This window comes from Priestia sp. JNUCC 25 (assembly GCF_053667915.1).
In genome coordinates this window covers 4252277-4278993 of sequence record NZ_CM132211.1, presented here as the reverse complement: position 1 = coordinate 4278993, position 26717 = coordinate 4252277, and the positions used below count along the sequence as shown (strand labels likewise).

29 protein-coding genes are annotated in these 26717 nt (G+C 38.7%); 26 read left to right on the top strand and 3 right to left on the bottom strand.

Annotation, left to right across the window (positions count from 1 at the left end):
* Positions 1–15 precede the first annotated feature (15 nt).
* The 23 genes from efp (at position 16) to spo0A (ending at position 20012) form a co-directional block, all read left to right on the top strand.
* On the top strand, positions 16–573 hold the full coding sequence (efp, locus tag JNUCC25_RS22445) for an elongation factor P (protein WP_013059155.1): 558 nt from the start codon (positions 16–18) through the stop codon (positions 571–573).
* Positions 574–708: 135 nt separating this feature from the next.
* Positions 709–990, top strand: a complete 282-nt coding sequence (locus tag JNUCC25_RS22440) for a YqhV family protein (protein ID WP_013059154.1) — start codon at positions 709–711, stop codon at positions 988–990.
* A gap of 65 nt (positions 991–1055) precedes the next feature.
* Positions 1056–2003, top strand: a complete 948-nt coding sequence (spoIIIAA, locus tag JNUCC25_RS22435) for a stage III sporulation protein AA (protein ID WP_013059153.1) — start codon at positions 1056–1058, stop codon at positions 2001–2003.
* A gap of 6 nt (positions 2004–2009) precedes the next feature.
* On the top strand, positions 2010–2522 hold the full coding sequence (gene spoIIIAB / locus JNUCC25_RS22430; protein WP_013059152.1) for a stage III sporulation protein SpoIIIAB: 513 nt from the start codon (positions 2010–2012) through the stop codon (positions 2520–2522).
* A gap of 19 nt (positions 2523–2541) precedes the next feature.
* Positions 2542–2748 (top strand): stage III sporulation protein AC, encoded by a 207-nt coding sequence (gene spoIIIAC / locus JNUCC25_RS22425; RefSeq protein ID WP_013059151.1) that lies wholly within the window; start codon positions 2542–2544, stop codon positions 2746–2748.
* Positions 2749–2768: 20 nt separating this feature from the next.
* Positions 2769–3152, top strand: a complete 384-nt coding sequence (gene spoIIIAD, locus JNUCC25_RS22420) for a stage III sporulation protein AD (protein ID WP_013059150.1) — start codon at positions 2769–2771, stop codon at positions 3150–3152.
* A gap of 24 nt (positions 3153–3176) precedes the next feature.
* Positions 3177–4361, top strand: a complete 1185-nt coding sequence (gene spoIIIAE / locus JNUCC25_RS22415; RefSeq protein ID WP_013059149.1) for a stage III sporulation protein AE — start codon at positions 3177–3179, stop codon at positions 4359–4361.
* 5 nt (positions 4362–4366) lie between these two features.
* Complete coding sequence (gene spoIIIAF, locus JNUCC25_RS22410) at positions 4367–4987, top strand: stage III sporulation protein AF (RefSeq protein ID WP_013059148.1); 621 nt, start codon at positions 4367–4369, stop codon at positions 4985–4987.
* Positions 4984–5646 (top strand): stage III sporulation protein AG, encoded by a 663-nt coding sequence (gene spoIIIAG / locus JNUCC25_RS22405; RefSeq protein ID WP_013084996.1) that lies wholly within the window; start codon positions 4984–4986, stop codon positions 5644–5646. Before spoIIIAF ends, spoIIIAG begins: the two co-directional genes overlap by 4 nt.
* Positions 5647–5653: 7 nt before the next feature.
* The gene (locus tag JNUCC25_RS22400) at positions 5654–6304 is read left to right on the top strand and encodes a SpoIIIAH-like family protein (RefSeq protein WP_223268967.1); all 651 of its coding nucleotides are present in this window, start codon (positions 5654–5656) and stop codon (positions 6302–6304) included.
* 352 nt (positions 6305–6656) lie between these two features.
* The gene (gene accB / locus JNUCC25_RS22395) at positions 6657–7163 is read left to right on the top strand and encodes an acetyl-CoA carboxylase biotin carboxyl carrier protein (protein WP_029320234.1); all 507 of its coding nucleotides are present in this window, start codon (positions 6657–6659) and stop codon (positions 7161–7163) included.
* Between the two features lie 12 nt (positions 7164–7175).
* Positions 7176–8528, top strand: coding sequence for an acetyl-CoA carboxylase biotin carboxylase subunit (gene accC, locus JNUCC25_RS22390; protein ID WP_013059144.1), 1353 nt, complete (start codon positions 7176–7178; stop codon positions 8526–8528).
* 29 nt (positions 8529–8557) lie between these two features.
* Positions 8558–8959 carry an Asp23/Gls24 family envelope stress response protein gene (locus JNUCC25_RS22385; RefSeq protein ID WP_013059143.1) on the top strand — a complete coding sequence of 134 codons (402 nt, stop codon included), beginning with the start codon at positions 8558–8560 and terminating at the stop codon, positions 8957–8959.
* Positions 8960–9180: 221 nt separating this feature from the next.
* Complete coding sequence (gene nusB, locus JNUCC25_RS22380; RefSeq protein ID WP_029320236.1) at positions 9181–9573, top strand: transcription antitermination factor NusB; 393 nt, start codon at positions 9181–9183, stop codon at positions 9571–9573.
* A gap of 84 nt (positions 9574–9657) precedes the next feature.
* On the top strand, positions 9658–10998 hold the full coding sequence (gene xseA, locus JNUCC25_RS22375) for an exodeoxyribonuclease VII large subunit (protein ID WP_064472126.1): 1341 nt from the start codon (positions 9658–9660) through the stop codon (positions 10996–10998).
* Positions 10999–11001: 3 nt separating this feature from the next.
* Entirely contained in the window at positions 11002–11235 is a 234-nt protein-coding gene (locus tag JNUCC25_RS22370) for an exodeoxyribonuclease VII small subunit (RefSeq protein ID WP_013059140.1), read from the top strand.
* Complete coding sequence (locus tag JNUCC25_RS22365) at positions 11235–12131, top strand: polyprenyl synthetase family protein (protein WP_454222486.1); 897 nt, start codon at positions 11235–11237, stop codon at positions 12129–12131. The genes JNUCC25_RS22370 and JNUCC25_RS22365 overlap by 1 nt, the downstream gene beginning before the upstream one ends.
* Before the next feature lie 321 nt (positions 12132–12452).
* On the top strand, positions 12453–14354 hold the full coding sequence (gene dxs, locus JNUCC25_RS22360) for a 1-deoxy-D-xylulose-5-phosphate synthase (RefSeq protein ID WP_454222484.1): 1902 nt from the start codon (positions 12453–12455) through the stop codon (positions 14352–14354).
* On the top strand, positions 14351–15178 hold the full coding sequence (locus JNUCC25_RS22355; protein WP_064472124.1) for a TlyA family RNA methyltransferase: 828 nt from the start codon (positions 14351–14353) through the stop codon (positions 15176–15178). Before dxs ends, JNUCC25_RS22355 begins: the two co-directional genes overlap by 4 nt.
* A gap of 161 nt (positions 15179–15339) precedes the next feature.
* Complete coding sequence (gene ahrC / locus JNUCC25_RS22350) at positions 15340–15789, top strand: transcriptional regulator AhrC/ArgR (RefSeq protein WP_013059136.1); 450 nt, start codon at positions 15340–15342, stop codon at positions 15787–15789.
* A gap of 16 nt (positions 15790–15805) precedes the next feature.
* Positions 15806–17533: a DNA repair protein RecN gene (gene recN / locus JNUCC25_RS22345; RefSeq protein ID WP_013059135.1), complete on the top strand. Its 1728-nt coding sequence runs from the start codon at positions 15806–15808 to the stop codon at positions 17531–17533.
* A 182-nt stretch (positions 17534–17715) separates the two neighbouring features.
* Positions 17716–18996, top strand: a complete 1281-nt coding sequence (gene spoIVB / locus JNUCC25_RS22340; RefSeq protein ID WP_016765539.1) for a SpoIVB peptidase — start codon at positions 17716–17718, stop codon at positions 18994–18996.
* Positions 18997–19223: 227 nt separating this feature from the next.
* Positions 19224–20012, top strand: coding sequence for a sporulation transcription factor Spo0A (gene spo0A, locus JNUCC25_RS22335; RefSeq protein WP_013059133.1), 789 nt, complete (start codon positions 19224–19226; stop codon positions 20010–20012).
* A gap of 391 nt (positions 20013–20403) precedes the next feature.
* Here spo0A and JNUCC25_RS22330 read toward each other — a convergent pair whose 3' ends face one another.
* Both JNUCC25_RS22330 and JNUCC25_RS22325 read right to left on the bottom strand, forming a co-directional pair.
* Positions 20404–21735, bottom strand: a complete 1332-nt coding sequence (locus JNUCC25_RS22330) for a peptide MFS transporter (RefSeq protein ID WP_013059131.1) — start codon at positions 21733–21735, stop codon at positions 20404–20406.
* Positions 21736–22047: 312 nt separating this feature from the next.
* A complete protein-coding gene (locus tag JNUCC25_RS22325; protein ID WP_013059130.1) occupies positions 22048–22200 on the bottom strand; it encodes a YycC family protein in 153 nt (50 codons plus the stop codon).
* A gap of 124 nt (positions 22201–22324) precedes the next feature.
* On the opposite strand from JNUCC25_RS22325, the gene JNUCC25_RS22320 reads away from it, so the two are divergent.
* Positions 22325–23053 carry a glycerophosphodiester phosphodiesterase gene (locus JNUCC25_RS22320; protein ID WP_013059129.1) on the top strand — a complete coding sequence of 243 codons (729 nt, stop codon included), beginning with the start codon at positions 22325–22327 and terminating at the stop codon, positions 23051–23053.
* A gap of 12 nt (positions 23054–23065) precedes the next feature.
* On the opposite strand, the gene JNUCC25_RS22315 is transcribed toward JNUCC25_RS22320, so the two are convergent.
* A complete protein-coding gene (locus JNUCC25_RS22315) occupies positions 23066–23317 on the bottom strand; it encodes a DUF2627 domain-containing protein (RefSeq protein WP_013059128.1) in 252 nt (83 codons plus the stop codon).
* Between the two features lie 176 nt (positions 23318–23493).
* Between JNUCC25_RS22315 and JNUCC25_RS22310 the strand changes: the two genes are divergently transcribed.
* Together JNUCC25_RS22310 and yqiS are read left to right on the top strand one after the other, a co-directional pair.
* Positions 23494–25563, top strand: coding sequence for a sigma-54 interaction domain-containing protein (locus JNUCC25_RS22310; RefSeq protein ID WP_013059127.1), 2070 nt, complete (start codon positions 23494–23496; stop codon positions 25561–25563).
* Positions 25564–25802: 239 nt separating this feature from the next.
* Positions 25803–26714 carry a phosphate butyryltransferase gene (gene yqiS, locus JNUCC25_RS22305; RefSeq protein ID WP_029320246.1) on the top strand — a complete coding sequence of 304 codons (912 nt, stop codon included), beginning with the start codon at positions 25803–25805 and terminating at the stop codon, positions 26712–26714.
* Positions 26715–26717 lie beyond the last annotated feature (3 nt).

Sequence of the window (26717 nt, the reverse complement as noted above, 5' to 3'; positions counted from 1 at the left end):
TAGGAGGATTTCTTCATGATTTCAGTAAATGATTTTCGTACAGGTTTGACAGTAGAAGTAGACGGAGGTATTTGGCGTGTAATGGATTTCCAACACGTAAAGCCTGGTAAAGGCGCTGCATTCGTTCGCTCAAAACTACGTAACCTTCGTACAGGAGCTGTGCAAGAAAAAACGTTCCGTGCAGGTGAAAAAGTAGGAAAAGCCCAAATTGATAACCGTAAAATGCAATATCTATATGCAAGCGGCGATCAGCACGTATTCATGGACAACCAGTCTTATGAGCAATTAGAGCTTCCGGCAAGTGCAATTGAATATGAGCTAAAATTCTTAAAAGAGAATATGGAAGTAGCAATTATGATGTACCAAGGTGAGACATTAGGTGTTGAACTTCCAAACACAGTTGAGCTTAAAGTAACAGAAACTGAACCTGGTATTAAAGGTGACACAGCTTCTGGCGGTACAAAACCGGCAACTGTTGAAACTGGCTTAACAGTAAACGTTCCGTTCTTCGTAAATGAAGGCGACGTATTAATTATCAACACAACAGATAGCAGCTACGTATCACGCGCGTAATTCGGTCGTGTAAGCAAGCAAACACACAAAAAAGGCAGAGAATCATTCTCTGCCTTTTTTGTGTGTTTTTTTGTGCTAACTCTTCTTTATTTTGCATAGGTTGTACTAAACAACGCAGAGATATAGGAGGGGCTTATGAAGCAGTGGTTGGATCATTTAAACGGTACGGTATTGACGATGGCGTGCCTTCGATTTATTTCTTCATTTATTGAGTTTATTGCCGCTATTTTAATTGTCACAAACAATGATGTGAAAAAAGCGTTAATGATTAATGGAATGTTAGCGCTTGTTGGTCCGATTGTAATGGTGAGTTCTTTTACCATAGGTTTAGTGTCCGTAGCTGATCAATTATCTTTTGGGAAATTAATCATGATTGTAGTAGGAGTGCTCTTTATTTTAATCGGTGTTTTTAAATAAAAGGTAGGCATAAAATGGTCAAGCTTATAATACATTGAAGTGAGTTCAAATATGAGGGGATGAATATGTTAAACGAAATACTTGCAATCTTTCCGCCTAATTTAAAAAAGACTGTTGAATTTTATGTCACAAACCATTCTCATGTACTAGAAGAAATTCGAGTGCGCATAGGAAGACCTGTCGAATTTACAATCAACAATCAGCCATATTTCGAATCGTATCTTCCAAGTGCAGAAGATGCTTTATTTATCTTAAATAAATTAAGCCAGTTTTCGATTTATATGATTGAAGAAGAATTGAAAAAAGGATATGTCACCATTGAAGGCGGGCACCGGGTTGGACTAGCGGGAAAAGTTGTAACGGAAAATGGACAGGTTCGTGTGATTCGAGATGTATCATCCTTTAATATCCGGATTGCTAAACAAAAGATTGGTATTTCGAATCAGCTTATTCCTTTTTTATACAATCGCTATTGGCAAAGTACGGTCATTATAGGACCTCCTCAAACAGGAAAAACAACCATGATTCGCGATTTAGCTAGAGTAATAAGTACTGGCATAGAGCGCTCTAAGATTCCTCCGTTTAAAGTGGGAATTGTAGATGAACGATCAGAAATTGCTGGGGCTGTTAAAGGCGTTCCTCAGCATACATTCGGATCTAGAATGGATTTATTAGACAGCTGTCCGAAAGCTGAAGGCATGATGATGATGATTCGCTCCATGAGCCCCGATGTGCTGATCGTGGATGAAGTTGGAAGTGAAGAAGATTGTAAGGCCGTACTTGAAGCGGTTAATGCTGGCGTTCGTGTCATCATGACTGTTCATGGCTATGACATTGACGATTTAATGAAGCGTCCCACTTTGCAAGCTTTAATGAAACTTCACGTATTCAAACGGTATGTTGTGCTATCGAACAGCCGAGGTCCTGGAACACTTCAGGCTATCTACGATGAGCACTATAATTCCATGAAAACGTCCGCTGAAAAGTCACTTATTGAAAATAGTAAAGGGTGATGGTGTATGAAACTGTTTGGTGCCATCTTTATCTTATTTGCTTCCACTTACACAGGATTTGAGTTTGCAAAGCAGCTTAGTGCAAGACCTAGGCAGCTCAGGCAATTAAAAACGGCTCTGCGGTCGTTAGAAGCGGAAATTATGTACAGCAATCGGCCTCTTCAAGAAGTTGCCCATTTGTTATCTCTACAGCTTCCTAATCCTTTGGCCTCTTTATTTAATGAGTTTTCAATGAAATTAAAAGAAGGTACTGAAAGTGTCAAGGAAGCTTGGGAAAAGACGTTGGACCAATTTTGGAAACAAACCGCACTTAAAACGGGAGAACTAGAAATCTTAAAACAATTTGGTGAAACGCTTGGTCAGCATGATCGTTATTCGCAGCAAAAGCATATCTTACTGACGCTGAATCATCTTGAACGCGAAGAACAAGATGCAGTTGATAAGCAGAATCGCTATGAAAAAATGGTTAAAAGTTTAGGCTTTCTATCTGGGTTGCTACTGGTCATTCTATTGATGTAGCGATGGAGGAGGATTGAATGTGGGAATTGATATGAACACCATTTTTCAGATTGCTGGGATTGGTATCGTCGTAGCTTTTTTAGTCACCGTACTCGAACAGATGGGAAAAAAAGATTACGCGAACTGGGTTACCCTCATCGGTTTTATTTATATTTTATTTATGGTTGCTTCGATTGTAGAGGACTTATTTCAAAAAATTAAATCGGTTTTTTTATTTCAAGGGTAGAGGGGTGAATTGCCATTGAAATGCTTCAAATTGTGGGCTTAGGATTAGTAGCTACGTTTTTGGCTCTTATTTTAAAAGAACATAAATCACCTATTGCTTTTTTACTTGTTGTATTCGTGGGATCCGTGATCTTTCTTTTTTTAATTGATCAAATCTACGAGATTATTAAGATGGTCGAGCGGCTGTCGATTAATGCTCACGTTAACATGATTTATGTGGAAACCATTTTGAAAATTATTGGTATCGCCTATATCGCCGAATTTGGTGCTCAAATTACGAAAGATGCAGGGCAAGGTGCCATTGCTTCTAAAATTGAACTAGGTGGAAAAGTGCTGATTCTCTCCATGGCAATTCCTATTTTAACGGTCATTATTGAAACAATTATTTCAATGCTGCCCAATTAATTTTACTTAATATGAGGTGACGAAATGAAGCGGTGGACGTTTAAAGTGAATATACTCGCTCTTCTTTTGTTCCTCTTTTTTTTCTTTCCAGAAAATGTACAAGCTTCCGAACCCCCGAAGCAGCAAGAACTTGTCAATGAACAAATTGATAAGCTCGGTATCGATGAAGTCAAACAGTTTTGGGACGATATTATTACCCAATACGGCGGCTTTTTACCCGAGAGTCAGAAGGGAAGTTTAGTCGATTTTTTAAAAGGAGAAAAAGAGTTCTCTCTTAAAGAATGGCTAGGAGGTCTTGTAAAGTTTTTATTTCACGAAGTATTAGCAAATGGAAAGCTCCTCGGTACGCTCATTATGCTAACGGTTTTTAGCGTGTTTTTGCAAACGCTCCAAAGTGCGTTTAATCAGCAAACCGTAAGTAAAGTAGCGTATGCGCTTGTATATATGGTTTTGATTATCATTGCTCTTAATAGTTTTCAAATTGCTATCTCTTATGCAACGGGAGCGATTGAGACCATGACCAAATTCATTTTAGCTCTGGTGCCGCTGCTGCTTGCCTTAATGGCATCATCAGGAGGAGTTGTATCGGCAGCCTTTTTTCATCCGATGATTTTGTTTTTAATGAACACAAGCGGTTTGCTTATTCAATACGTAGTGATGCCGCTGCTTTTTCTTTCAGCACTGCTTAGCATTGTGAGTACGATTTCAGATGAGCATAAGGTTACACAGCTTGCTCAGCTGTTGAGAAATATAAGCATTGGCGTGCTCGGAATATTCCTAACTGTTTTTTTAGGAGTGCTGTCCGTTCAAGGGGCCACCTCAGCTGTTGCCGACGGTATTACAATTCGAACGGCAAAGTTTGTTACAGGGAACTTTATACCTGTTGTAGGACGTGTATTCACAGATGCGGCTGATACAGTCATCAGTGCCTCGCTTCTATTAAAGAATTCAGTAGGGATTGCTGGAGTAGCAGTCTTACTGTTAATCGTCGCGTTTCCGGCTATTAAAGTGTTAACGCTCGCTTTTATCTATAAGCTAGCAGCAGCTCTTCTTCAACCTATTGGAGGAGGACCAGTTATTTCCTGCTTGAGCATTATCAGCAAAAGCGTCATCTATATTTTCGCGGCGCTTGCGGTTGTCTCGCTTATGTTTTTCTTATGTTTAACGGTCATCATTACAGCGAGCAACGTCACAATGATGGTGAGGTGAAGAAATTGCAGGCCTTAACGACGTGGATTACTAATATCGTTCTTTTTATCTTATTAGCTACCATTATTAATTTACTGTTGCCCAATTCTAGTTTTCAAAAATATACAAAGCTGGTGGTTGGACTTCTTTTAATGCTGATCATTATTACACCCGTTTTTCAAATTTTCAAAGTGGATGTTAATCAAATGCTGAAATCACTTAGCTTATCATCTATTCGATCTGATCAGCAGGTAGAAAATTCAATAGAAAATCAGAAAAAAGAAATACAAGCTTCACAACGTGCATATATTTTAGAACAAATGGCTGTCCAAATGGAGGCAGATGTAAAAGAGGAGTTGATGGATCAGTATGGTGTAGCAATTGATCGAATTCACATTGAAACAAAAAAGCCGAACGACGAACCTACCGCTGACAATATTAAATCCATTTCAGTTGCCGTAAGTAAAAAAGCATCGGATGATTCCGAGGTTGTTTCAGCTGTGAAAGTTATTTCTATTGATACCTCCACACCGATCGAAACAAACAAACCAACAGAATCCAAGAAATTATCCAACTATCTAGCAGCAAAATGGGATGTGAAACAAGGCCAAGTTGTTGTGAATATGGAGGAGGGAGACACGAAATGAGTCAAAAGCCAGAAAAAGGTGACCCATCATTTTTTCAGCGGTTCTTTTCACTTAAACAGTCATCAACTACGAAGAAACCTTCAAAGTTAATGTATATAGGCATTTTACTAGCTGCAGGCGTTATCTTTATGGTATTTAGCAACTCACTCACAACATCTATGAATTCAGGCGGATTATTAAAGAGTGCAAGCAAAGAAACCAGCGCACCACCGGTATCACAGGATGTTCCCGCTTTTAGCTCCAAAAAGACAACAACGATGACAGGTTATGAAGAGCGGTATGAGGAAGAATTGAAAGATATTTTGGATCAAGTTAGAGGCGTAAGTAAGGTAAAAGTAATTGTGAACCTAGATGCAACAGAATCCAAAATATATGAAAAAAACAGCGTCACAAAATCGCAAACGACCAACGAAACGGACCGTGAAGGAGGGACTCGTAAAGTTGAAGATTCCTCAACAGACGAACAGCTGGTCATTGTGAGAAGTGGAGAACAAGAAAAGCCTGTTGTAGTTAAAACCGAAAAGCCAAAAGTAAGAGGCGTGTTAGTTGTCGCTAAAGGAGCTGATAATATCGAGGTAAAGAAATCTATTATTGAAGCCGTGACAAGAGCGCTCGATATACCAAGTCATAGAGTAGCAGTATTAGCGAAAAAAGGATGAGGGGGAAATGAATATGTTATTAAAAAAGCAAACGGTTTGGTTATTAACAATGTTAAGTTTAGTTGTTGTGTTATCGGTATATTATATGACAACGCCAGAAAATCCTCAGAGTAATGTTGCGCTAGTAGACAATGAAAAACAAAGCGAAAAGCAAGCTGATGACAAGGCTCCTGCAGAAGATACAAAACAACAAGCAGATGAGAAATCAGGAACAAAAGAAGATTCAAAAACTGAAGGCTCAGCAGAAGATGTAAAGAAGGAAACGGCTAAAAATGCAAAAGAATCAGCGGTTGTATCAAGCACAGATAGCGATGAGCTATTTACGGCGCTTCGTTTGGAATTAAATGATGAAAGAAGTCAATTAAAAGAAGAGTATCAAGAAGTAGCTGCATCAAAAAATGTGACGCCTGCGGAAGTAAGCAAGGCGATGGATAAAATTGATGAATTATCAAAGCTCGGGGAAAAAGAAGCCACGCTGGAAACATTAATTAAAGCAAAAGGATACAGTGACGCGCTAGTAAGAGCAGACGGAAAGCAAGTACAAATTACGGTTAAGACAGAAAAACACTCAAAAACAAAAGCAAATCAAATCATTCAGCTAGTCAAAAAAGAAATGGGTCCAAAAGAAGTAGCGGTAGAGTTTCAGCCAACTAAATAAAGGGAATAAAAGAAGTGTGAAACAGCCGTAAATTGGGGTTGTTTACACTTCTTTTTTTATGAAATGACTAAAATCTAAGCGATACGGTAAAAATTTTAACATGGCTTTCTTTTTTTACTTCGGTTATAATAGGTTTCATAATCTTATATTAGTACTAGGTGACAAATGTTTTCATAAGTGTTGTCATCTGTAAAGCTATGTTTCCATTTATAAAACGATAACGCTAAAAAGTTATTATAGAGTAAGTGGAACTTCTTTTTAATGTTTGCCAAACGAATTGAATGGCTGTAGCCATCTGTCGTATTATTAACATTGTAGAGAATTCTATTTTCATGAGGTAGGAGTGTTCAATATGTTAAAAATTCAAGAGATCCGTGAGATCATTAAACTAGTTGATCAATCATCAATCGAGGAGTTCACCTATGAGCACGAAGGCTCCAAAATCAAGATGAAGAAAAAAGACGCAATTGTTTCCAAACAAGCGCAGCAAGTAGTGGTTTCGGCACCTGAACAAGCGGCAGCACCTGCACCGCAGGCAGCAGCGGCTCCAGCGCCAGCCCCAGCAGCACAGTCTGCTCAACCAAAAGAAGAACAAGCGGCCCCAGCGGTTGATGAAAGCTTACATAAAATTACATCTCCGATGGTAGGGACATTCTATGGGTCATCATCGCCAGAATCAGATGTATACGTGACTCCTGGAGATAAAGTACAAAAAGATTCGGTTGTATGTATCGTAGAAGCAATGAAATTATTTAATGAAATCGAAGCAGAAGTTAAAGGTGAAATCGTTGACGTATTAGTTGAAAATGGACAACTTGTAGAATACGGTCAACCTCTTTTCTTAGTAAAGCCTGAATAAGGAGCGGTAAATATGATTAAAAAGCTATTAATTGCGAATCGAGGAGAAATTGCGGTTCGAATTATTCGAGCGTGTAAAGAGTTAGGTGTAGAATCAGTAGCTGTTCATTCTCAAGCTGATCGCGATTCTTTGCATGTACAATTAGCAGACGAAGCGTATTGTATTGGACCAACGTCATCTAAAGACAGCTATTTAAACTTTACAAACATTATGAGCGTTGCGATGCTAACGGGCTGTGACGCCATTCACCCTGGATACGGCTTTTTAGCTGAAAACGCTGATTTTGCAGAGCTATGCAGAGAGTGTAACGTTACATTTGTAGGACCAAGTCCTGAAGCCATTAACAAAATGGGGACAAAAGACGTAGCGAGAGAAACGATGCGTGAAGCCGGTGTCCCAATTGTTCCTGGTTCAACTGGAATTGTAGAGTCAGTGGAAGACGGTATGTCGATCGCTAATGATATTGGCTATCCTGTTATTATTAAAGCAACGGCAGGAGGCGGAGGAAAAGGAATCCGCGTTGCGAAAAATGAACAAGAGCTTATTAAAGGTATTGCAATTACACAGCAAGAAGCTGCTACAGCTTTCGGTAACCCTGGTGTGTACATTGAAAAGTTCATTGAGGATTTCCGTCACGTTGAGATCCAAGTGTTGGCTGATTCTCATGGGAATACTGTACATTTAGGAGAGCGTGATTGCTCGATTCAACGCCGTCTTCAAAAATTAATTGAAGAAACGCCTTCTCCAGCATTAGACGAAAAAACGCGTGAATTAATGGGCGATGCTGCTGTTAAAGCCGCTCAAGCCGTTAATTACACAGGAGCCGGAACAGTGGAATTCATTTATGATTACCGTGAAAACAAATTTTACTTCATGGAAATGAATACGCGTATCCAAGTAGAACACCCTGTTACCGAGATGGTGACGGGAGTTGACTTAATTAAAGAACAAATCAAAGTGGCAAATGGTGAAACTTTACCGTTTACGCAAGAAGAAGTGACATTTAACGGATGGGCAATTGAGTGCCGAATCAACGCAGAAAACCCAGAGAAAAACTTTATGCCATCACCAGGTACGATTCAAATGTACTTGCCGCCAGGTGGCTACGGAGTGCGCGTAGACTCTGCTGCATACCCGGGCTATGCAATCCCGCCTTACTATGATTCAATGGTGGCTAAATTGATTGTTCATGCGCCAACTCGTGAGGAAGCTATTGAACGAATGAAGCGCGCGTTAGATGAATTTGTTATCGACGGCGTTGCGACCACTATTCCTTTTCACCAAAAACTATTAAATCATGAAAAATTTGTTAGTGGTGAATTCAACACGAAGTTTCTTGAGCTATATGACGTAATGAATTCTTAGTATAATATAAACTATAGGAGGTGCTGTACATGAATGAAAATCATGTATTAGAAATGGAAGAACACCCAAATTCTCTTGGCAAAGTAGAAATTGCTCCTGAGGTTATTGAAGTCATTGCGGGTATTGCTGCTTCTGAAGTAGAAGGCGTTTCTGCAATGAGAGGAAATTTTGCAGCTGGCGTTGTGGAGAAACTAGGAAAGAAAAACCACGGTAAAGGTGTAAAAGTGGACTTAACAGAAAACGGGATAAAAGTAGACGTATTTTGTATGATGAAGTTTGGGGTGTCTATTCCAAACGTAGCGCAACAAGTACAAGATAACATTCGTCAAGCCCTTAAAAATATGACAGCTATTGATCTCGATGAAGTAAACATTCATATCGTAGGGATTCAGTTTGATACGCAAAAAACTGATATTGAAGAAGTTGAATAAAACAAACGTTTACCTAACGGCTGTTGCTAAAATGGAATAACGTATGATTACTTGTTCCTTTTCAACACAAGCTATGGTAAAGTGAAAAAGACTGTCTCGTCATAAAGACGGTCTTTTTCGTGTTCTACAAACTTCGTATAAGAACAATGAAGTATCGTTTTATAAACTATGCTATTATCTAGGTATACTAGTTGAAGAAGATAAATAAAGGAGCAAAAATAATGAAAAGACATACAGCACGCCAAAAAGCATTACAAGCACTATTTCAGCATGATTTAGGGCAGACCGAGCCAATGGAGGCAATCGGAAATGTTGTACAAAATGAAAAGTCTGATCAATTTTTAGAAAGTCTCGTGCTAGGTGTGGTTGAACATCAGCAAGAAATTGATGAACTTTTACGCAATCATTTAGAAAAATGGACGTTAGATCGTGTAGCCACTGTAGACCGCGTTATCCTACGTATTGCCATATATGAAATGAAGTATGAAGAAGAAATTCCTACGAGCGTTACGTTAAATGAAGCGATTGAATTAGCGAAAACGTTTGGCGATGATCAATCAAGCAAGTTTATCAATGGCGTATTGTCTAAAGTGTTAACAACTTTATCTAAATAAAGGTGCATCTTGCCAAATCAAGTGACCAAAATGCTTCTCTCCTTTATATAAAGGGGAGAGGGTGACTGCAAAGGAGGCAAAATGATGAGTGAAGTGCGTTATCTAACCGTTACGGCTCTTACACGATACATTAAGCGCAAGTTTGATGTAGACCCTCACATGCAAGATGTATGGATTAAAGGAGAAATTTCTAACTTTAAACGTCATAGTCGGGGACATATGTATTTCACCTTGAAAGATCAAAATGCTCGTATCGCAGCCGTTATGTTTGCTGGGCATAACCGGCAGCTTAATTTTCAGCCTGAAGAAGGAATGAATGTGCTCATTCGAGCTGAAATTTCGGTTTATGAACCAAGCGGAAATTATCAAATGTACGTAAAAGAAATGCAGCCTGACGGCGTTGGAAACTTATACTTGGCCTACGAACAGCTGAAAAAAAAGCTGGAAAAAGAAGGCTTATTTGATCCTGCTAGGAAACGAAAACTGCCGAAGTATCCAACAACAATAGGTGTTATTACATCTCCAACTGGAGCAGCCGTACGTGATATTATTACGACATTAAAGCGCAGATATAACGCGAACATTATTGTTATGCCCGCTCTTGTTCAAGGAGTGAATGCGGCACCGTCTATCATTAAGGCAATTGGAGAAGCAAACCGTCGTAAAGAAGCAGACGTATTAATTGTTGGCCGCGGTGGTGGGTCAATTGAAGAGCTTTGGGCTTTTAACGAAGAAAGCGTTGCTCGTGCAATTTTCACTTCTAATATTCCTGTTATTTCAGCGGTTGGACATGAAACCGATTTTACAATTGCAGATTTTGTAGCAGATCTTCGCGCTCCTACTCCAACGGGTGCTGCGGAATTGGCTGTACCTCATATCAGTGAAATTACAGAAAGATTGACTCAGCGAAATATCCGTCTTCTTCGTTCGATGAAAGAAATGCTTCAGTCTAGTAGCCGCAGGCTTGAACGATCCCAGAAATCATATGCTTTTCGTTATCCTCAAAAGTTGGTCGAGCAAAAAGAGCAGCAGTTAGATCAGTTGATGGAGCGTTTTTATCGTGAAGGCAGAAGGTACATTGAACATAAACGGACGAACTACGAGCAACTAACAGCTGCTTTGTTGCGCAATCACCCCGAGCATCAGTTAACGAAAGCGGCGGAGCGTCAACAGCAGCTGACGAAAATGCTGACCAAAGAGATGCAGCAGCTGCTAAAGCAAAAACAGCTTTTATTTGCAACGGCAACGTCAAAATTACATACGCTTAGTCCATTAAAAACAATGGAAAGAGGCTACAGCTTAGTATACGATAAAGAAAAAGAGTTAATTAAATCAACCAAACAAGTATCCAAAGGCGATGTGGTAAACGTTCGTTTGACCGATGGACAGTTGCAGTGTGAAGTTTCGAAAATAGAGGAGCGATGAAAAATGGCGACAAATAAAGAGTATACGTTTGAAGAGGCGATGGAGCAGTTAGAAACCATCGTAAACAAGCTAGAAGAAGGCGACGTGCCTTTAGAAGAAGCAATTCAACAATTCCAAGAAGGAATGACTCTTTCAAAATTCTGTCACGATCGTCTTCAGCATATTGAAAAGCAAATGGAAACTATTTTACGTGAAGACGGAACGCTTGAGCCATTCTCGGTACAGGAGGAAGAGTGATGGTGAATGAAATGAATTTAAAAGAGTATATTTCTTTTACAAAAGATCGAGTAGAAACACGCTTGCCTGAAGTGGTAAAAGCATTACATGCTCCGGTTAACTTAAAGGAATCCATGCTTTACTCGCTTACTGCAGGAGGAAAGCGACTTCGCCCAGTGCTGTTGTTTGCAACGCTACATGCGTTTGGAAAAGACGAGAGCATGGGATTAGAAACAGCATGTGCAGTGGAAATGATTCATACATATTCTCTCATTCACGATGATTTACCTAGCATGGATGATGACGACTTAAGAAGAGGTAAACCAACGAATCACAAGGTGTACGGCGAATCAACGGCTATATTAGCTGGAGATGCTCTTTTAACAAATAGCTTTCAGCTCATTTCTGAAGCGGCACATCCTGAGATTACATCACATATGAAGCTTCAGCTCATTACAGAACTGGTAAAAGCAAGCGGAACAGAAGGTATGATCAGCGGACAGGTTGCGGATATGGAAGGGGAAAAAAAGCAGCTCACGCTAGACGAGCTTGAATATATTCACCTTCACAAAACGGGGAAGCTGCTAGGGTTTTGTGTAAAAGCAGGAGCTATTCTTGCAAAAGCTACGCCTCTACAGCAAGAATTATTAGAAGAATTCAGTAAGCATGTAGGGTTAGCGTTTCAAATTCAAGATGATATCTTGGATGTGGAAGGGTCTGAAGAAAAATTAGGAAAGCCAATTGGCAGTGATACGGAAAATGAAAAAACGACATATCCTTCTTTGTTAGGTATGGAAGCGGCCAAAGAAAAGTTACAGTATCATGTTGAACAAGCACTTCTCTCGTTACGTCAAGCTCAAATTAAGCACGGATTACTAGAAGAAATTTGTTTATATATAGCAAAACGTGATAGTTAATGACGATTTCTGTCAGGTTTTTTTGAGTGATACAGTAAAATAAGATTGAGTCCCAATAGGGGCTATGCTATAATGATTTTACTACTGTATAAAAGCGTAGTGCATAGGTTTGAAAGACATATACAATATCTTGGTGGCCGTTATCACATTTGTGTTAGCGGCTATTTTTTCACTGTTTTCCTTTGAATATCACTGGTTTACTGATAGAATATCAAAGGTATTGTAAGTAATAAGGAAATACTAAAAATTGACTATACGTATAAAACAATAGACAATGTATTAAGGTAACTTTATAACAAGTACGAAAGTGAGTGATCCACCTTGGATCTTACAACGATAAAAAATCCTGAGTTTTTAAAGAAAATGTCAGTAACACAATTAGAAGAACTAAGTGAAGAGATTCGTCGTTTTTTAATTACAAAGCTTTCTGCAACTGGTGGTCATATAGGGCCGAATTTGGGGGTTGTTGAGTTAACGCTTGCACTCCATAAAGTGTTCGACAGCCCAAAAGATAAATTTTTATGGGACGTCGGGCATCAGTCGTATGTCCATAAAATTTTAACAGGACGAGCGGGAGAGTTTGATACAATCCGTCAATATAAAGGATTATGCGGTTTTCCAAAGCGTGACGAAAGTGAGCATGACGTATGGGAAACGGGACATAGTTCTACATCTCTTTCAGCCGCAATGGGAATGGCTGCTGCAAGAGATTTGCAAAAAACAAAAGCTCATATTGTTCCTATCATTGGTGACGGAGCTTTAACAGGTGGTATGGCTCTTGAAGCGCTTAACCACATCGGGCACGAGCAAACGGATATGACCGTTATTTTAAATGACAATGAAATGTCTATCGCTCCTAACGTGGGGGCTGTACACAGTATTCTAGGACGTTTGCGCACGGCAGGCAAATACAACTGGGTAAAAGATGAGCTTGAAGTCTTGCTGAAAAAAGTGCCTGCAGTAGGCGGTAAGCTTGCGGCAACGGCAGAACGTGTAAAAGATGGCCTAAAGTATATGGTCGTGTCAGGCATGTTCTTTGAAGACCTTGGCTTTACGTATTTAGGCCCGGTTGATGGCCATAGCTATGATGATTTATTGGAAACGTTACAATATGCAAAGAAAACAAAAGGTCCGGTACTGATTCACGTTATTACGAAAAAAGGGAAAGGGTACTTGCCGGCGGAAAGCGATAAAAGCGGAGCATGGCATGGTACAGGCCCTTACAAAATTGAGTCCGGTGACTTTATTAAAGACAAAAATGTTCCGATTGCTTGGAGTAAACTAGTAAGTGATACGGTATTGAAGATGGCTAGGGAAGATGATCGTATTGTAGCTGTAACGCCAGCAATGCCTGTGGGTTCAAAACTCGAAGCATTTCAAAAAGAGTTTCCGCATCGCATGTTTGATGTTGGGATTGCAGAGCAGCATGCAACAACAATGGCAGCGGGTCTTGCAACTCAAAATATGAAGCCCTTTTTAGCTATTTATTCTACGTTTTTACAGCGTGCATACGATCAAGTGGTTCATGATATTTGCCGTCAGAAGCTAAATGTATTTATTGGGATTGATCGCTCTGGGCTAGTAGGTGCTGATGGTGAAACGCATCAAGGCGTGTTTGATATTGCATTCTTACGTCATTTGCCTAACCTTGTTATTATGATGCCAAAAGACGAGAATGAAGGCCAGCACATGGTTCACACTGCTTTGACTTATGAAGAAGGTCCGATTGCTATGCGCTATGCTAGAGGAAACGGATTAGGTGTTGAACTAGATTCAGAACTGAAAAACATTCCGATCGGTACATGGGACGTATTAAAAGAAGGTTCAGATACAACCATTTTAACGTTTGGTACAACGATTTCAATGGCGATGGATGCAGCAGCAGAACTTGAGAAGCAAGGAATCAGCGTCAAAGTGGTAAATGCTCGTTTTATTAAACCGCTGGATGAAGAAATGCTTCATGAGATTTTCCAAACTAGTAAGCCTGTGATTACGGTAGAAGAAGCGGTACTTCAAGGCGGTTTTGGAAGCGCGGTGTTAGAGTTTGCATCAGAGCACGGCTATTATGATACGCGCGTTGAACGTATGGGCATTCCAGATCGCTTTATCGAGCACGGCAGCGTAACAAAACTTTTAGAAGAAATTGGCTTAACCAAAGAAGAGATTATAAATCGAGTTAAAAAACTCGTAACACCAACACAAAAGAGGCTTGAAGTTAAGTGACAAAAAAAGAACGAGTAGATGTATTATTAGTAGAACGAGGTTTGATTGAAACAAGAGAAAAAGCAAAGCGTACAGTGATGGCAGGACTTGTCTATGCGAATGAAGTCCGTTTGGATAAGCCGGGAGAGAAAATTGAACGCGATACGCCGCTGACAATTAAAGGTGCAGTGATGCCTTACGTCAGCAGAGGCGGCTTTAAGCTTGAAAAAGCGATTAAAGAATTTAATGTCCATGTAGCGGATAAAATCATGATTGATATTGGTTCTTCTACTGGAGGCTTTACTGATTGTGCGCTTCAAAATGGAGCGAAGATGTCCTATGCGCTAGACGTAGGCTATAATCAGCTAGCTTGGAAGCTTCGTCAAGATGAACGAGTAGAAGTAATGGAACGAACAAATTTCCGTTATGTGACGCCAGCTGATTTATCAAGAGGCTTGCCTGAATTCGCTTCTATTGATGTATCATTTATTTCCTTAAGACTCATTCTTCCAGTGTTAAAAAAACTTCTTGTTCCACACAGCGATGTTGTTGCGCTCGTTAAGCCACAGTTTGAGGCTGGAAGAGAGCAAGTTGGGAAAAAAGGAATCGTGCGTGATTCAAAAGTGCATGAAGAAGTTCTTCAAGGCATGGTGGATTTCTCGCTTCGTCAAGGATACGATGTATATAACATGTCGTATTCACCGATAACGGGAGGAGATGGAAATATCGAATTTCTTCTCCACCTGCGCTGGAAAGGCGAGCGTGAACTTGGTGAAAATCAAGCTCCGCTTACTGTGCGTGAAGTAGTCGAAGAAGCACATAAGACGTTAAAAGAGAAAAAGTAATAATGGCCAATGTTAAGCAAAGACTTAGCATTGGCGATTTGATTATGACTCTTTATACAAAAGGTGCATAATCAAGTTGAACACATTATGATACTTAATTAGTGAAAGACTTATAAACAACAAAACAAAAAGAAGATTACATATTAATGTGAGGTGCCAACATGAATAAAGGGCAAAGACATATTAAAATTCGTGATATTATCACGAATAATGATATTGAAACACAGGATGAATTGGTAGATATTTTAAAAAACCAAGGTTTTAATGTAACACAGGCAACAATTTCTCGTGATATTAAAGAACTGCACTTAGTCAAAGTGCCTTTGATGGACGGTCGATACAAATACAGCTTGCCTGCAGATCAGCGTTTTAATCCCTTACAAAAGTTAAAGCGCTCTCTTATGGACGCATTTGTAAAAATTGATTCAGCTGGGCATATGTTGGTGATGAAAACATTACCGGGAAATGCAAATGCGATTGGCGCATTAATTGATCATTTGGACTGGGATGAAATATTAGGAACAATTTGTGGAGACGATACATGTTTGATTATTTGCCGTACTCCTGAAGATACGCAAATTATATCAGACCGATTCTTAGAAATGTTATAAAGGTGAGTGAAGCAGGTTGTTAGCTGAATTATCCATTAAAAACTTTGCGATTATTGATGAACTTTCTGTTTCATTTGAAAAAGGCTTAACGGTATTAACAGGCGAAACAGGAGCGGGGAAATCGATTATTATTGATGCCATTTCATTGTTAGTAGGTGGAAGAGGCTCTTCCGAGTTTGTACGCCACGGAACAGACAGAGCCGAAATTGAAGGACTTTTCTTATTTGATGAAGAACAGCATCCGAGTCACGAAAAAGCCAAACAAGTCGGTTTGGAAGTGGAAGATGGAATGATTGTGCTTCGCCGAGATATCACTACAAATGGGAAAAGTATTTGTCGCATCAACGGTAAGCTCGTAACGTTAGCTATCCTACGTGAAGTCGGACAGACGTTAATTGATATACATGGACAGCACGAGCACCAAGATTTAATGAATCAAGATCGTCACTTAACTCTTCTTGATCAATATGGAGGAGAAAAAGTAGAAGAGGCTTTGACGGAGTATCGAGAGGTATTTTCTAGGTATACATCGCTAAAAAAGCAGCTCGATCAATTAACTGAAAATGAACAGCAGATGGCACATCGCCTCGATCTTATTCAATTTCAATTAGATGAAATCAAAGCGGCAAATTTGCAGCTGAACGAAGACGAGGAACTAAATGAAGAGCGTTTGAAGATTTCTAACTTTGAAAAGATCTATACGTCGCTAAACGATGCGTACAATGCGCTGCACGGTGAACATCAAGGTTTAGATTGGGTAGGCGTAGCAATGAATCATACGGAGGATATTTCGTCACTGGAAAAAAACTATGCCGAAATTTCTGAGATCATTTCATCGAGCTTCTATCAGCTAGAAGACGCATCTTATAAAATTCGTCAGCAGCTTGATTTATTAGAATTTGATCCCAAACGCTTAGACTTTATTGAAGCGCGTTTAAATGAAATTAATCACTTAAAGCGTAAATATGGTCAAAGTGTAGATGAAATTCTAGAATATGCAGCGCAAATTGAAGATGAAATTGATCGTATTGAAAATCGAGATACGCATGTGAGCAAGATCAAAGAACAGTTAAACAGTGTAGCACAGGATTTATTAGTAGAAGCTAATAACGTTTCAGCTATTCGAAAAAAACTTGCTCAAGAGTTAACGGACAGCATCCATCATGAGCTTCAAGAACTGTATATGGCTAAGACCGTATTTCAAATTAAATTCTCTGTTGTAAATGCAGGTAAAAATGACGTTGAATTAAATGGAGAAAGAATAAAATTCACCAAAGACGGCATTGACAACGTAGAATTTTATATTTCTACCAATCCTGGTGAACCTTTAAAGCCTCTTGCAAAAGTAGCATCAGGAGGAGAACTGTCAAGAATTATGCTGGCGTTAAAGAGCATCTTCTCTAAGCATCAAGGCGTGACGTCCATTATCTTTGATGAAGTTGATACAGGCGTAAGTGGAAGAGTAGCTCAATCGATCGGTGAAAAAATACATGCTATTTCTGTTGATTCACAAGTTCTCTGTATATCTCATCTGCCTCAGGTAGCAGCGATGGCAGATACTCATCTCTTTATTGCTAAAGAGATAAAAGGTGATCGTACAACGACATCTGTTCTTCCATTAACTCTTGATGAAAAAGTAAAAGAAATTGGTCGAATGATTGCAGGAGCTGAAATTACAAGCTTAACGAAGGAACATGCCAAAGAGCTTTTAGATTTAGCGGATAAGATGAAGCACACCATTTAAAAAAACACCTTTTAACACGTAACAGTATGTGTTAGAGGTGTTTTTTTATACAAAATGGAGGAACTGAAAATGTTTCCTTGCACTTCTTTTCATTTTTCTCTGAACTTCTGTTATAAATGCGCTCTAAGAAGGCTAAATTAAATGTGTAGCCATTTAGGCGAGGAAGCGAGGAGAGTGAAAACATGCAAAATCGATACAGACATATAATTGGTGCGATTCTCCTTGTTTCGTTCATCTTTGTAGGGTTTATTCCAGTTGTGCAACAATATATACACATTCCAAAACAAATCGTCTTATTTGAACAGCAAAAAGAAAAAATTAATACGACATTACCGCTTAGCGTAGAAGCTTCATCACCTGTTTACGATGTAACAAGTAACAAGGCGAAGCTGACTGTAGCAGGCAAACAGGTAGGCAAAGAAGAGTTGATGCTTCATTTGGCCGGTATTCCTGTAAAGCGTGTAGACGTGCAGGTATTATCTGATTTTAAAGTCATTCCAGGTGGACAATCAATCGGTGTGAAATTAAATTCAAAAGGTGTTCTTGTTGTAGGCTATCATCAGGTAGATACAGCAAAAGGTAAAAGATCTCCTGGCGAAATTGCGGGTATTCAAGTTGGAGATATGATTACGAAGATTAATGGTAAAACCATTGAAAAAATGAGTGATATTACACCGTTTATTCAGCAGGCAGGAAAAACGGGTGAACCATTAAATCTGCATATTTTAAGAGAAAAAAAGCAGTTTGACACTAAGCTGTATCCGTTAAAAGATAAGCAAGATTATGCGTACAGAATTGGTTTATACATCCGTGATTCAGCTGCAGGAATTGGCACAATGACTTTTTATGATCCAAAATCTAAAAAATACGGCGCTTTAGGCCACGTTATTTCGGATATGGATACAAAAAAGCCAATCGTAGTAGAAGATGGACAAATTGTCCGTTCGACCGTTACATCAATTGAAAAAGGTTCTAACGGCGTTCCCGGTGAAAAGCTAGCAAGGTTTTCTGAAGATAGACAAATCATTGGAAATATTACACGAAATAGTCCTTTTGGTATTTTTGGAAAATTGTCTTCAACGATGGAAAACGGAATAATGGATAAAGCAATGCCAATTGCCCTATCTCATCAAGTAAAAGAAGGACCAGCTAAAATTCTAACGGTAGTAGATGATGATCAAGTGGAAGAATTTGATATTGAAATTATGAGTACTATACCTCAAAAGTTTCCGGCTACTAAAGGAATGGTTATTAAAATTACAGATCCTAAATTGCTAAAGAAAACAGGTGGAATTGTTCAAGGAATGAGCGGGAGCCCGATTATTCAAAACGGTAAAGTCGTTGGAGCGGTTACCCATGTTTTTGTAAATGATCCTACCTCGGGTTATGGTGTCCATATTGAATGGATGCTTAACGAAGCAGGAATTGATATTTATAAAAATAATCGAAAAAAAGCGAGCTAATGTTGTCATTAGTTCGCTTTTTTTGATAAAAATTATTGTCGTAAATGTACGAGAAAAACGTCGAAAAACAAAGAAAATAAGAGAAAACCGAATAAATTCCATTTAAAAGACTTTTTTCTAAAAAAATAAAGGAAATAATGTTGCATTGTCGAATTTGTCCTTTAGAATAAAGAATAGAGACACGTAGGAAACGACGTATAACATAAAGGACTGAGGAGGAAGCTGCATTGAAAAAAATTAAAGTATGCTTGGTTGATGATAATCGGGAACTAATTGGTTTGCTTGAAGATTATATTTCAGAGCAAGAAGACATGGAAGTAATCGGAGTAGCTTACAATGGACAAGAGTGTTTATCCATTTTAAAAGATAAAAATCCGGATGTTCTTGTATTAGACATTATTATGCCGCATCTAGATGGATTAGCAGTTTTAGGTCAGTTAAAAGAAATGAAAAAAGAAAATTATCCAAATGTCATTATGCTAACAGCATTTGGTCAAGAAGACGTAACGAAAAAAGCGGTGGATTTAGGAGCTGCTTATTTTATTCTAAAACCGTTTGATATGGAAAACTTAGTGAATCATATTCGTCAAGTTAGCGGACAAACATCTTCATTTATGCAACGTTCATCTTCTTCCATGCGTTCACATCGCGACAGCAAACCAGCAAATTTAGATGCAAGCATTACGAGCATCATTCACGAAATTGGTGTACCTGCTCATATCAAAGGCTATTTGTATTTGAGAGAAGCCATTTCAATGGTATATAAGGATATTGAGCTGCTTGGGTCGATTACAAAAGTACTGTATCCTGATATTGCAAAAAAATATAATACAACGGCAAGCCGCGTTGAGCGCGCCATTCGTCATGCCATTGAAGTAGCATGGAGCCGAGGAAACATTGATTCCATTTCTTCATTATTCGGATATACTGTCAGCATGTCAAAAGCGAAGCCGACAAATAGTGAATTTATCGCCATGGTTGCGGATAAATTACGCCTTGAACATAAAGCGAGTTGAAAGGGATAGGACTGCTGGAATTACGGGGTTTTGAGTGAGTTTATACCTTTTGTAATACAGAGTACATGCCGATAAACTTTTGGAATTTACACTAGATAGTAAACTGAAAACCAATAAACTTTCTACTGCAGGGCCGATGAATTTTAATCATTCATTGGTCTTTTTATTTTGTTTTAAGAGGTGAAAATATTGAGGTTAATAGAACGTGCATCTTGTTTTTCTTCATATCCATAGTGGTGTATTTTATTGAAATAATTTATTTAATTGTTATGAGGGTTTTGTACTTAAAAAAAGATTTAGAAGATGCATTAAAAAATTTATCTCCATATTTTAAATGGGATATGGATGAGTAAATTATAAAAAAAGCAGCCTTCAGAAAAGGCTGCTTTTTTTAATCCATTAATTTAGCAATCGGTTTTGAAAGGAACAGAACAATAATTCCAAGTACAATTGTTACAGCTCCGATTAAGCTGAAGATATCGAAATAACCTAAAGACTGTGTATAAGATGCAAGAACACCCGCTAGCTTATTAGCGACAGCAGAGCTTGCCATCCATACGCCCATTAAAAGAGAAGCAAGCTTTAATGGAGCTAGTCTACTTACCATAGACAACCCTACTGGCGAAATCATAAGCTCAGCTAGCGTGTGCAGGAAGTAAGTGAAAATCATGAACAGGATATTTACTTTTAAAGCTGGATCATTACCAGTATACATAACGGCCGGAATTAAAATTAAGAATCCTAATCCGACTGTTACAAGTCCCATACCCATTTTTGTTGGCGTTTTGAAATCACCGCGTTTTGAATTTCCTAGCTTGTACCAAACTAGTGACATAATTGGTGCTAAAATCATGATAAACAGCGGATTCAATGATTGGAACCACTCTGTTGGAACCGTGAAACTACCTATTTGACGATTAATTTGATCTTGAGCATATAGCGTTAAAGAACTTCCAGCCTGTTCAAAAGCTGTCCAGAAAGCAATAACAACGAAGGCTAGAATAACGATAGCAACCGTTCTTTTCTTTTCTCGTACTGTCAGCGGAGCGGTTGATGTTTGAGATGCCGCTGCGTGAACTTTTCCTGTAGGCTCTTTCCCGATATCACCTAAGTAGCGATTAGCCAGTAGGTTAAATAAAATTTGTCCAACAACCATTCCAATAGCTGCTGTTAAAAATCCGTATTTGTAACTCATTAATCCAACAACTAACGGTGCGAAAAATGCACCAAAGTTAATACCCATATAAAAAATGGTAAAAGCACCGTCACGGCGAGGATCATTTTCTTCATACAGATCTCCGACCAATGTGGAGATATTTGGTTTGAAAAATCCGTTTCCGATAATTAATAAAGCAAGTCCGATATACAAAGCGGCTACACTTTGGTGAATGAAGATGGAAAAATTCCCAAGTGCCATAATCACACCACCGATAGTGATGGCTAACCTTCTTCCGAGGAAGCGGTCTGTTAAATATCCGCCAATCATTGGCGTAATGTAAACAGCACTAGTGAATGTTCCATATAAGCTCAGTGCAGTTGCTTTATCTACCCCGAGTCCACCTTGAGCAGCGGTAGCAGTTAAATAAAGAACCAGAATGGCTCTCATTCCATAATAACTAAACCTTTCCCATGCCTCAGTAGCGAATAATAAGTACAGTCCAGGAGGATGTTTTTTCCTAGACCCATTTGGCTGCTGATTTTCGTGTTGTACAGCTGCTTGCATAATGAAGTCCCCCTAAATTTTTCTCATACTATTTAATTCTTTTTTTTGAATTGATCAAAAAATCAGAATATAAGTACTGGAATAAATATAATGTATTTTTATTTTAGTAGAAAAACAATAATTTCGTCAATGAAATTATATGGAAAAATCAAAAAATAATTAAATATACACAAAAAAGTATTAAATTACTTATTTAAAAGCATTTTTAAAAATACATTTATATTATTAAATATTCTAATATATGTTATGGGGAATGAAGTGATAAGGTAATACTATTTTTGGAAATGAAAATTCGAAAGAAAAAAGGATCTGTTATTCAGATCCTTTTTTATCTTCGCTCGCATTTAATTCAGCAAGTTTCTGCAGCAAAATATGCTGAGGCATATGCATTAATTGCTCGAGAGGGATATTTAATTGTTCCGCTAATTTTACGGCTGTATCCGGTGAAATTTGCAGTGGTCTCATACACAACGACCTCCTTTTGCATATAAAGTAATGAAAGTGAAAAAGTATAAACAGTAAATTCGTGCTTTCACTATTAAGTAATGCTAAAGTTAATAATAAGTGATAATAGAGGAGTTGAGCAAGTATGTTTGTAATAGGTCATCGCGGCGCAGCTGGAACGTTTCCTGAAAATACGATGATTTCCTTCAAAGAAGCAGCGAGAGTTGGAGCACATGGAATTGAACTTGATGTGCATATGACAAAGGATGGAGAACTTGCTGTAATTCATGATGAAAAAGTAGATCGAACGACGAATGGAAAAGGGTATGTAAAAGATTTTACGTATCAAGATTTACAAAAATTAGATGCGAGCTATAAGTTCAAAAAAAAGTATGGAGTATGTAAAATCCCCACGTTAAATGAAGTAATGGAGTGGGCTTTAAGTGAAGGAATTAGCGTAAATATTGAGTTGAAAAACAATATATTTGACTATCCATACTTGGAAATGAAAGTCTTGGATTTAATTTATTTATACAAGATGAAGGATCGAACGATGATTTCATCTTTTAATCATAACAGCTTAGCCCGAATTGGTTCTCTGGATTCTACGATTGAAACAGCTATTTTATATTCTTATCCGATGTATGAGCCTTGGGTATATGCGCAGCATCTTGGCGCAAAAGCTCTTCACCCTAATCAGCGTACCGTTAATGAAGTAAATGTAGCCGCTTCAAAAGATTGTCAAATTCCAGTGCGACCTTACACAGTAAATGATGTAAAAGTAGCTGAGCAGCTTCGAAAATATGGATGTGAATCCGTTATTACCGATTATCCAGAAAAAATGGTGAAGCAATTTGGAGGGCGCTTTTCGTAAAAAAACATCGCATTAATGCGATGTTTTTTTATCTTTTTGAAATCTGTTTTGAACTTTGTTTCGCTTGCGGTCTCTGTGCAGAATAAAGCCAGCAACAAATCCAAGGCCGATTAAAAATAATAGAAGACCGACTGAAAATTGCAAAAATAAAGAAGGGAACGGGGATTGCAGGATGCCAAAAATCATATCTCTCATAAGTTTAATGCCATAGCCAGCGAGTATACCAGGAATAAGTAAGATTAGCAGTGCGATAATTCGAACCATAACTGCTCCTTTCTCTTCTCTTTTTTTAAAATGAATGCGTTTACATTAACAAACCGTTATACTTGAATCATAAAAGAACTAAATAAATTGTCAAGAGCGTTTCTTTTTTTATATGATAGGTATATGCAATATTTTGCACGGAATATGTACATATTAAGTAGAAAAGGTGAAAAAATATGCAAAATGTGTTGATTGTTGGAGGAGGAAAAGGCGGATTAGCTATTCTGAAAATCTTGTTGGAAACAGAATTTATGAAAGTGATTGGTGTAGTAGACGTACGAGCTAACGCGCCGGCTGTTTTGCATGCGCAAGAACAAGATATTTCAACCGGAATGAATTGGGAGCCTTATATGACAAAGCAGCTCGATGTCATTGTTGAAACAACAGGTAAACAAGGCGTCTTTCAACAATTGCAAAGAAGCAAACCCGCTGATGCACTGGTAGTGCCGGGATTGGTTGCTGAAATTATGGCCAATCTGATGGAGGAAAAAGAAGAGTTAATTCAGCGGTTAAAGCAAGAATCGTATAAATATGATCTTATTTTTAACGCGGCTCATGATGCGATGGTCGTGATTGATAGGAATGGATATATTACGCTATTTAATCAAAGTGCCGAGCGTTTGACGAACTTTTCACACAGAGATGTAATTGGTAAGCATCTTCATAAAGTCATTCCAAATAGTAAACTTGTTGATGTTCTTCATACAAAAACGATTGATCAAAATAGTGAATTTGTGTTAGATAGCGGACGCAAGGTAATTACGACTAGAATACCAATACTCGACGAGAATGGAGAGCTGTTTGGGGCCTTTTCGATTTTTAAAGATATTACGGACGTTGTCGGATTGGCAGAAGAAGTTACGAACTTAAAAGAAGTACAAACTATGCTTCAAGCTATTATTCAATCTTCTGAAGAAGCTATTTCGGTTGTGGATGAAGAAGGAAGAGGTATTTTAATTAATCCTGCTTATACGAGAATTACGGGTTTAAAAAAGACGGATATTATTGGTCAGCCCGCGACTGCCGATATCTCTGAAGGAGACAGTATGCACATGAAGGTGCTGCAAACAAGGCGTCCTGTTCGAGGTGTAAGGATGAGGCTCGGTCCGAGTAAAAGAGACGTAGTTGTGAATGTTGCACCCGTTATTGTTGATGGAAAATTAAAAGGCAGCGTTGGCGTTATTCATGATATGTCTGAAATTCAAGAGCTTACAAATGAACTCAAAAGAGCGCGTCAAATTATCCGAACGCTTGAAGCGAAATATTCATTTGCTGATATCATTGGTCAATCTGAAGAGTTTCAGTTAGCAATTGAGCAGGCTAGACTTGCTGCTAAAACACCAGCTACTGTTTTGCTTAGAGGTGAATCTGGGACGGGTAAAGAGTTGTTTGCACATGCTATTCATAATGCGAGCAGCCGAAAGTTTAATAAATTTGTCCGGATTAACTGTGCTGCGCTTTCTGAGTCTTTGCTTGAAAGTGAACTTTTTGGGTACGAAGAAGGAGCTTTTTCCGGGGCAAAAAGAGGCGGGAAACGCGGCGTTTTTGAAGAAGCCAATAACGGTAGCATCTTTTTAGATGAAATCGGGGAGCTCTCAGCTCATATGCAGGCTAAGCTGCTTCGGGTTCTTCAAGAAAAAGAGCTTATTCGCGTTGGAGGAACGACTCCTATTCCGGTGAATGTTCGCGTTATTGCAGCTACGAATGTGAATTTAGAAAAAGGAATGGCTGATGGGAGCATCAGACAGGACTTGTATTATCGGCTAAACAAAATTCCGATTCACATACCTCCACTTCGGAAGAGAAAAGAGGATATTGGTGCGCTTGTTACACACTTAATTACAAAAATTAATCAAGATTACGGCCGACATGTTGAAGGAGTAACAGAGCGGGCTTTACAGTCATTAAGATCATACGACTGGCCAGGAAATGTCAGAGAGCTTGAAAACATATTAGGTAGAGCGATTATTTATATGCACTATACAGAAACAATGATTGATTCTGTTCATCTCCCTTCACTTGAAGGCAAGGGCAATAAAGAAAAAAATCAGGTGAATGAAGAGGTAATGTTCGAAGGGAAGACTTTAGCGCACATGATGGAAAATTACGAAGCGGAACTTATTCAAAAAGTGCTGCTTGCAAACGAGTATAACCGAACGAAAACAGCAAAACAGCTTAATATTTCCCTGCGTTCTTTGTATTATAAGTTGGAAAAATACAATCTTGCAAATAACAGCATGCAATAAAATGCATGGTGTGCAATTTGTTGCATATAAATAAAGAGGTATTCTTTTTTTCTATTTGTTGTTAGAATCAATAAAAAAATTTTTTTTGTGCGTAAGAAAGGATATAAGCAGCTATATTATGTAATATATGCAGAGGATGGCACAAATCTTGCATGTATTTTAGTTGACTGCATAAACGCGCAGTATGCTCTTTAAAACGGAGCAAACGAAAGAATGAAAAAGGAGAGGTCGAACATTCCATGACTCTTGCTACCATCTTATCTCGGGTTGCTAAGCAGTCTTCTTTGACTGTTGCTGTTGCTGCAGCTGAAGACTTAGAAACAATTGAGGCAGTGTATGAAGCTGTGTCAAGGAAAGTTTCTGAATTTATTTTGTTTGGCAACGAAACGACAATTAATGAATTATTCAGGCAGTACCGCCCATCCTTACTCACTCATAAGGCTGTGACGGTCGTACATACGGAGTCCGTTTTAGAAGCGGCTCAATTGGCTGTGCGTTCAGTTCAGCAAGGTCAAGCTCATATCGTAATGAAAGGGAATTTATCCACATCGCTTATCTTAAAAGCTGTGTTAAATAAAGAGCATGGTTTGCGTACGGGAAATGTTTTATCACATGTAGCTGTGTTTGACGTTCCTCACTATGACCGTCCGATTCTTGTAACAGATGCAGCTATGAATATTACGCCATCTCTGGAAGAGAAAGTTCAAATCATTCAAAATGCGGTGAACGTTGCCCACTCTATTGGGGTAGAGATGCCAAAGGTAGCTCCTATTGCAGCGGTTGAAGTTGTGAACCCTTTGATGCCTGCAACAGTAGAGGCTGCGCTTCTTACACAGATGAACCGCAGAGGACAAATTAAAGGCTGCGTTATTGATGGACCTTTAGCACTCGACAATGCCATTAACATAGAAGCAGCCAAGCAAAAAGGCATTCAAAGTGAAGTTGCCGGTCAAGCAGATATATTACTCGTTCCAGCAATTGAAACAGGGAACGTCTTATATAAATCCCTCATTTATTTTGCTAAAGCAAAAGTTGGAGCTATTCTAGCAGGAGCAAAAGCTCCGGTCGTCTTAACATCCAGAGCAGATTCATCAGAAAGTAAATTATACTCACTGGCGCTTGCTATCAGCGTCGCCCAACAGAATTCTTAGGAG

Excerpts from the sequence above, each read along its gene's own strand:
- efp (WP_013059155.1), top strand. The coding sequence starts at position 16 with ATGATTTCAGTAAATGATTTTCGTACAGGTTTGACAGTAGAAGTAGAC.
- nusB (WP_029320236.1), top strand. The coding sequence starts at position 9,181 with ATGAAAAGACATACAGCACGCCAAAAAGCATTACAAGCACTATTTCAG.
- spoIVB (WP_016765539.1), top strand. The coding sequence starts at position 17,716 with ATGCAAAATCGATACAGACATATAATTGGTGCGATTCTCCTTGTTTCG.
- JNUCC25_RS22330 (WP_013059131.1), bottom strand. The coding sequence starts at position 21,735 with ATGCAAGCAGCTGTACAACACGAAAATCAGCAGCCAAATGGGTCTAGG.
- JNUCC25_RS22385 (WP_013059143.1), top strand. The coding sequence starts at position 8,558 with ATGAATGAAAATCATGTATTAGAAATGGAAGAACACCCAAATTCTCTT.
- spoIIIAE (WP_013059149.1), top strand. The coding sequence starts at position 3,177 with ATGAAGCGGTGGACGTTTAAAGTGAATATACTCGCTCTTCTTTTGTTC.
- JNUCC25_RS22365 (WP_454222486.1), top strand. The coding sequence starts at position 11,235 with ATGGTGAATGAAATGAATTTAAAAGAGTATATTTCTTTTACAAAAGAT.
- spoIIIAG (WP_013084996.1), top strand. The coding sequence starts at position 4,984 with ATGAGTCAAAAGCCAGAAAAAGGTGACCCATCATTTTTTCAGCGGTTC.
- JNUCC25_RS22370 (WP_013059140.1), top strand. The coding sequence starts at position 11,002 with ATGGCGACAAATAAAGAGTATACGTTTGAAGAGGCGATGGAGCAGTTA.
- spoIIIAB (WP_013059152.1), top strand. The coding sequence starts at position 2,010 with ATGAAACTGTTTGGTGCCATCTTTATCTTATTTGCTTCCACTTACACA.
- JNUCC25_RS22315 (WP_013059128.1), bottom strand. The coding sequence starts at position 23,317 with ATGGTTCGAATTATCGCACTGCTAATCTTACTTATTCCTGGTATACTC.
- JNUCC25_RS22320 (WP_013059129.1), top strand. The coding sequence starts at position 22,325 with ATGTTTGTAATAGGTCATCGCGGCGCAGCTGGAACGTTTCCTGAAAAT.
- accB (WP_029320234.1), top strand. The coding sequence starts at position 6,657 with ATGTTAAAAATTCAAGAGATCCGTGAGATCATTAAACTAGTTGATCAA.
- JNUCC25_RS22440 (WP_013059154.1), top strand. The coding sequence starts at position 709 with ATGAAGCAGTGGTTGGATCATTTAAACGGTACGGTATTGACGATGGCG.
- ahrC (WP_013059136.1), top strand. The coding sequence starts at position 15,340 with ATGAATAAAGGGCAAAGACATATTAAAATTCGTGATATTATCACGAAT.
- JNUCC25_RS22400 (WP_223268967.1), top strand. The coding sequence starts at position 5,654 with ATGAATATGTTATTAAAAAAGCAAACGGTTTGGTTATTAACAATGTTA.
- spoIIIAD (WP_013059150.1), top strand. The coding sequence starts at position 2,769 with ATGCTTCAAATTGTGGGCTTAGGATTAGTAGCTACGTTTTTGGCTCTT.
- spoIIIAA (WP_013059153.1), top strand. The coding sequence starts at position 1,056 with ATGTTAAACGAAATACTTGCAATCTTTCCGCCTAATTTAAAAAAGACT.
- JNUCC25_RS22310 (WP_013059127.1), top strand. The coding sequence starts at position 23,494 with ATGCAAAATGTGTTGATTGTTGGAGGAGGAAAAGGCGGATTAGCTATT.
- xseA (WP_064472126.1), top strand. The coding sequence starts at position 9,658 with ATGAGTGAAGTGCGTTATCTAACCGTTACGGCTCTTACACGATACATT.
- accC (WP_013059144.1), top strand. The coding sequence starts at position 7,176 with ATGATTAAAAAGCTATTAATTGCGAATCGAGGAGAAATTGCGGTTCGA.
- JNUCC25_RS22325 (WP_013059130.1), bottom strand. The coding sequence starts at position 22,200 with ATGAGACCACTGCAAATTTCACCGGATACAGCCGTAAAATTAGCGGAA.
- yqiS (WP_029320246.1), top strand. The coding sequence starts at position 25,803 with ATGACTCTTGCTACCATCTTATCTCGGGTTGCTAAGCAGTCTTCTTTG.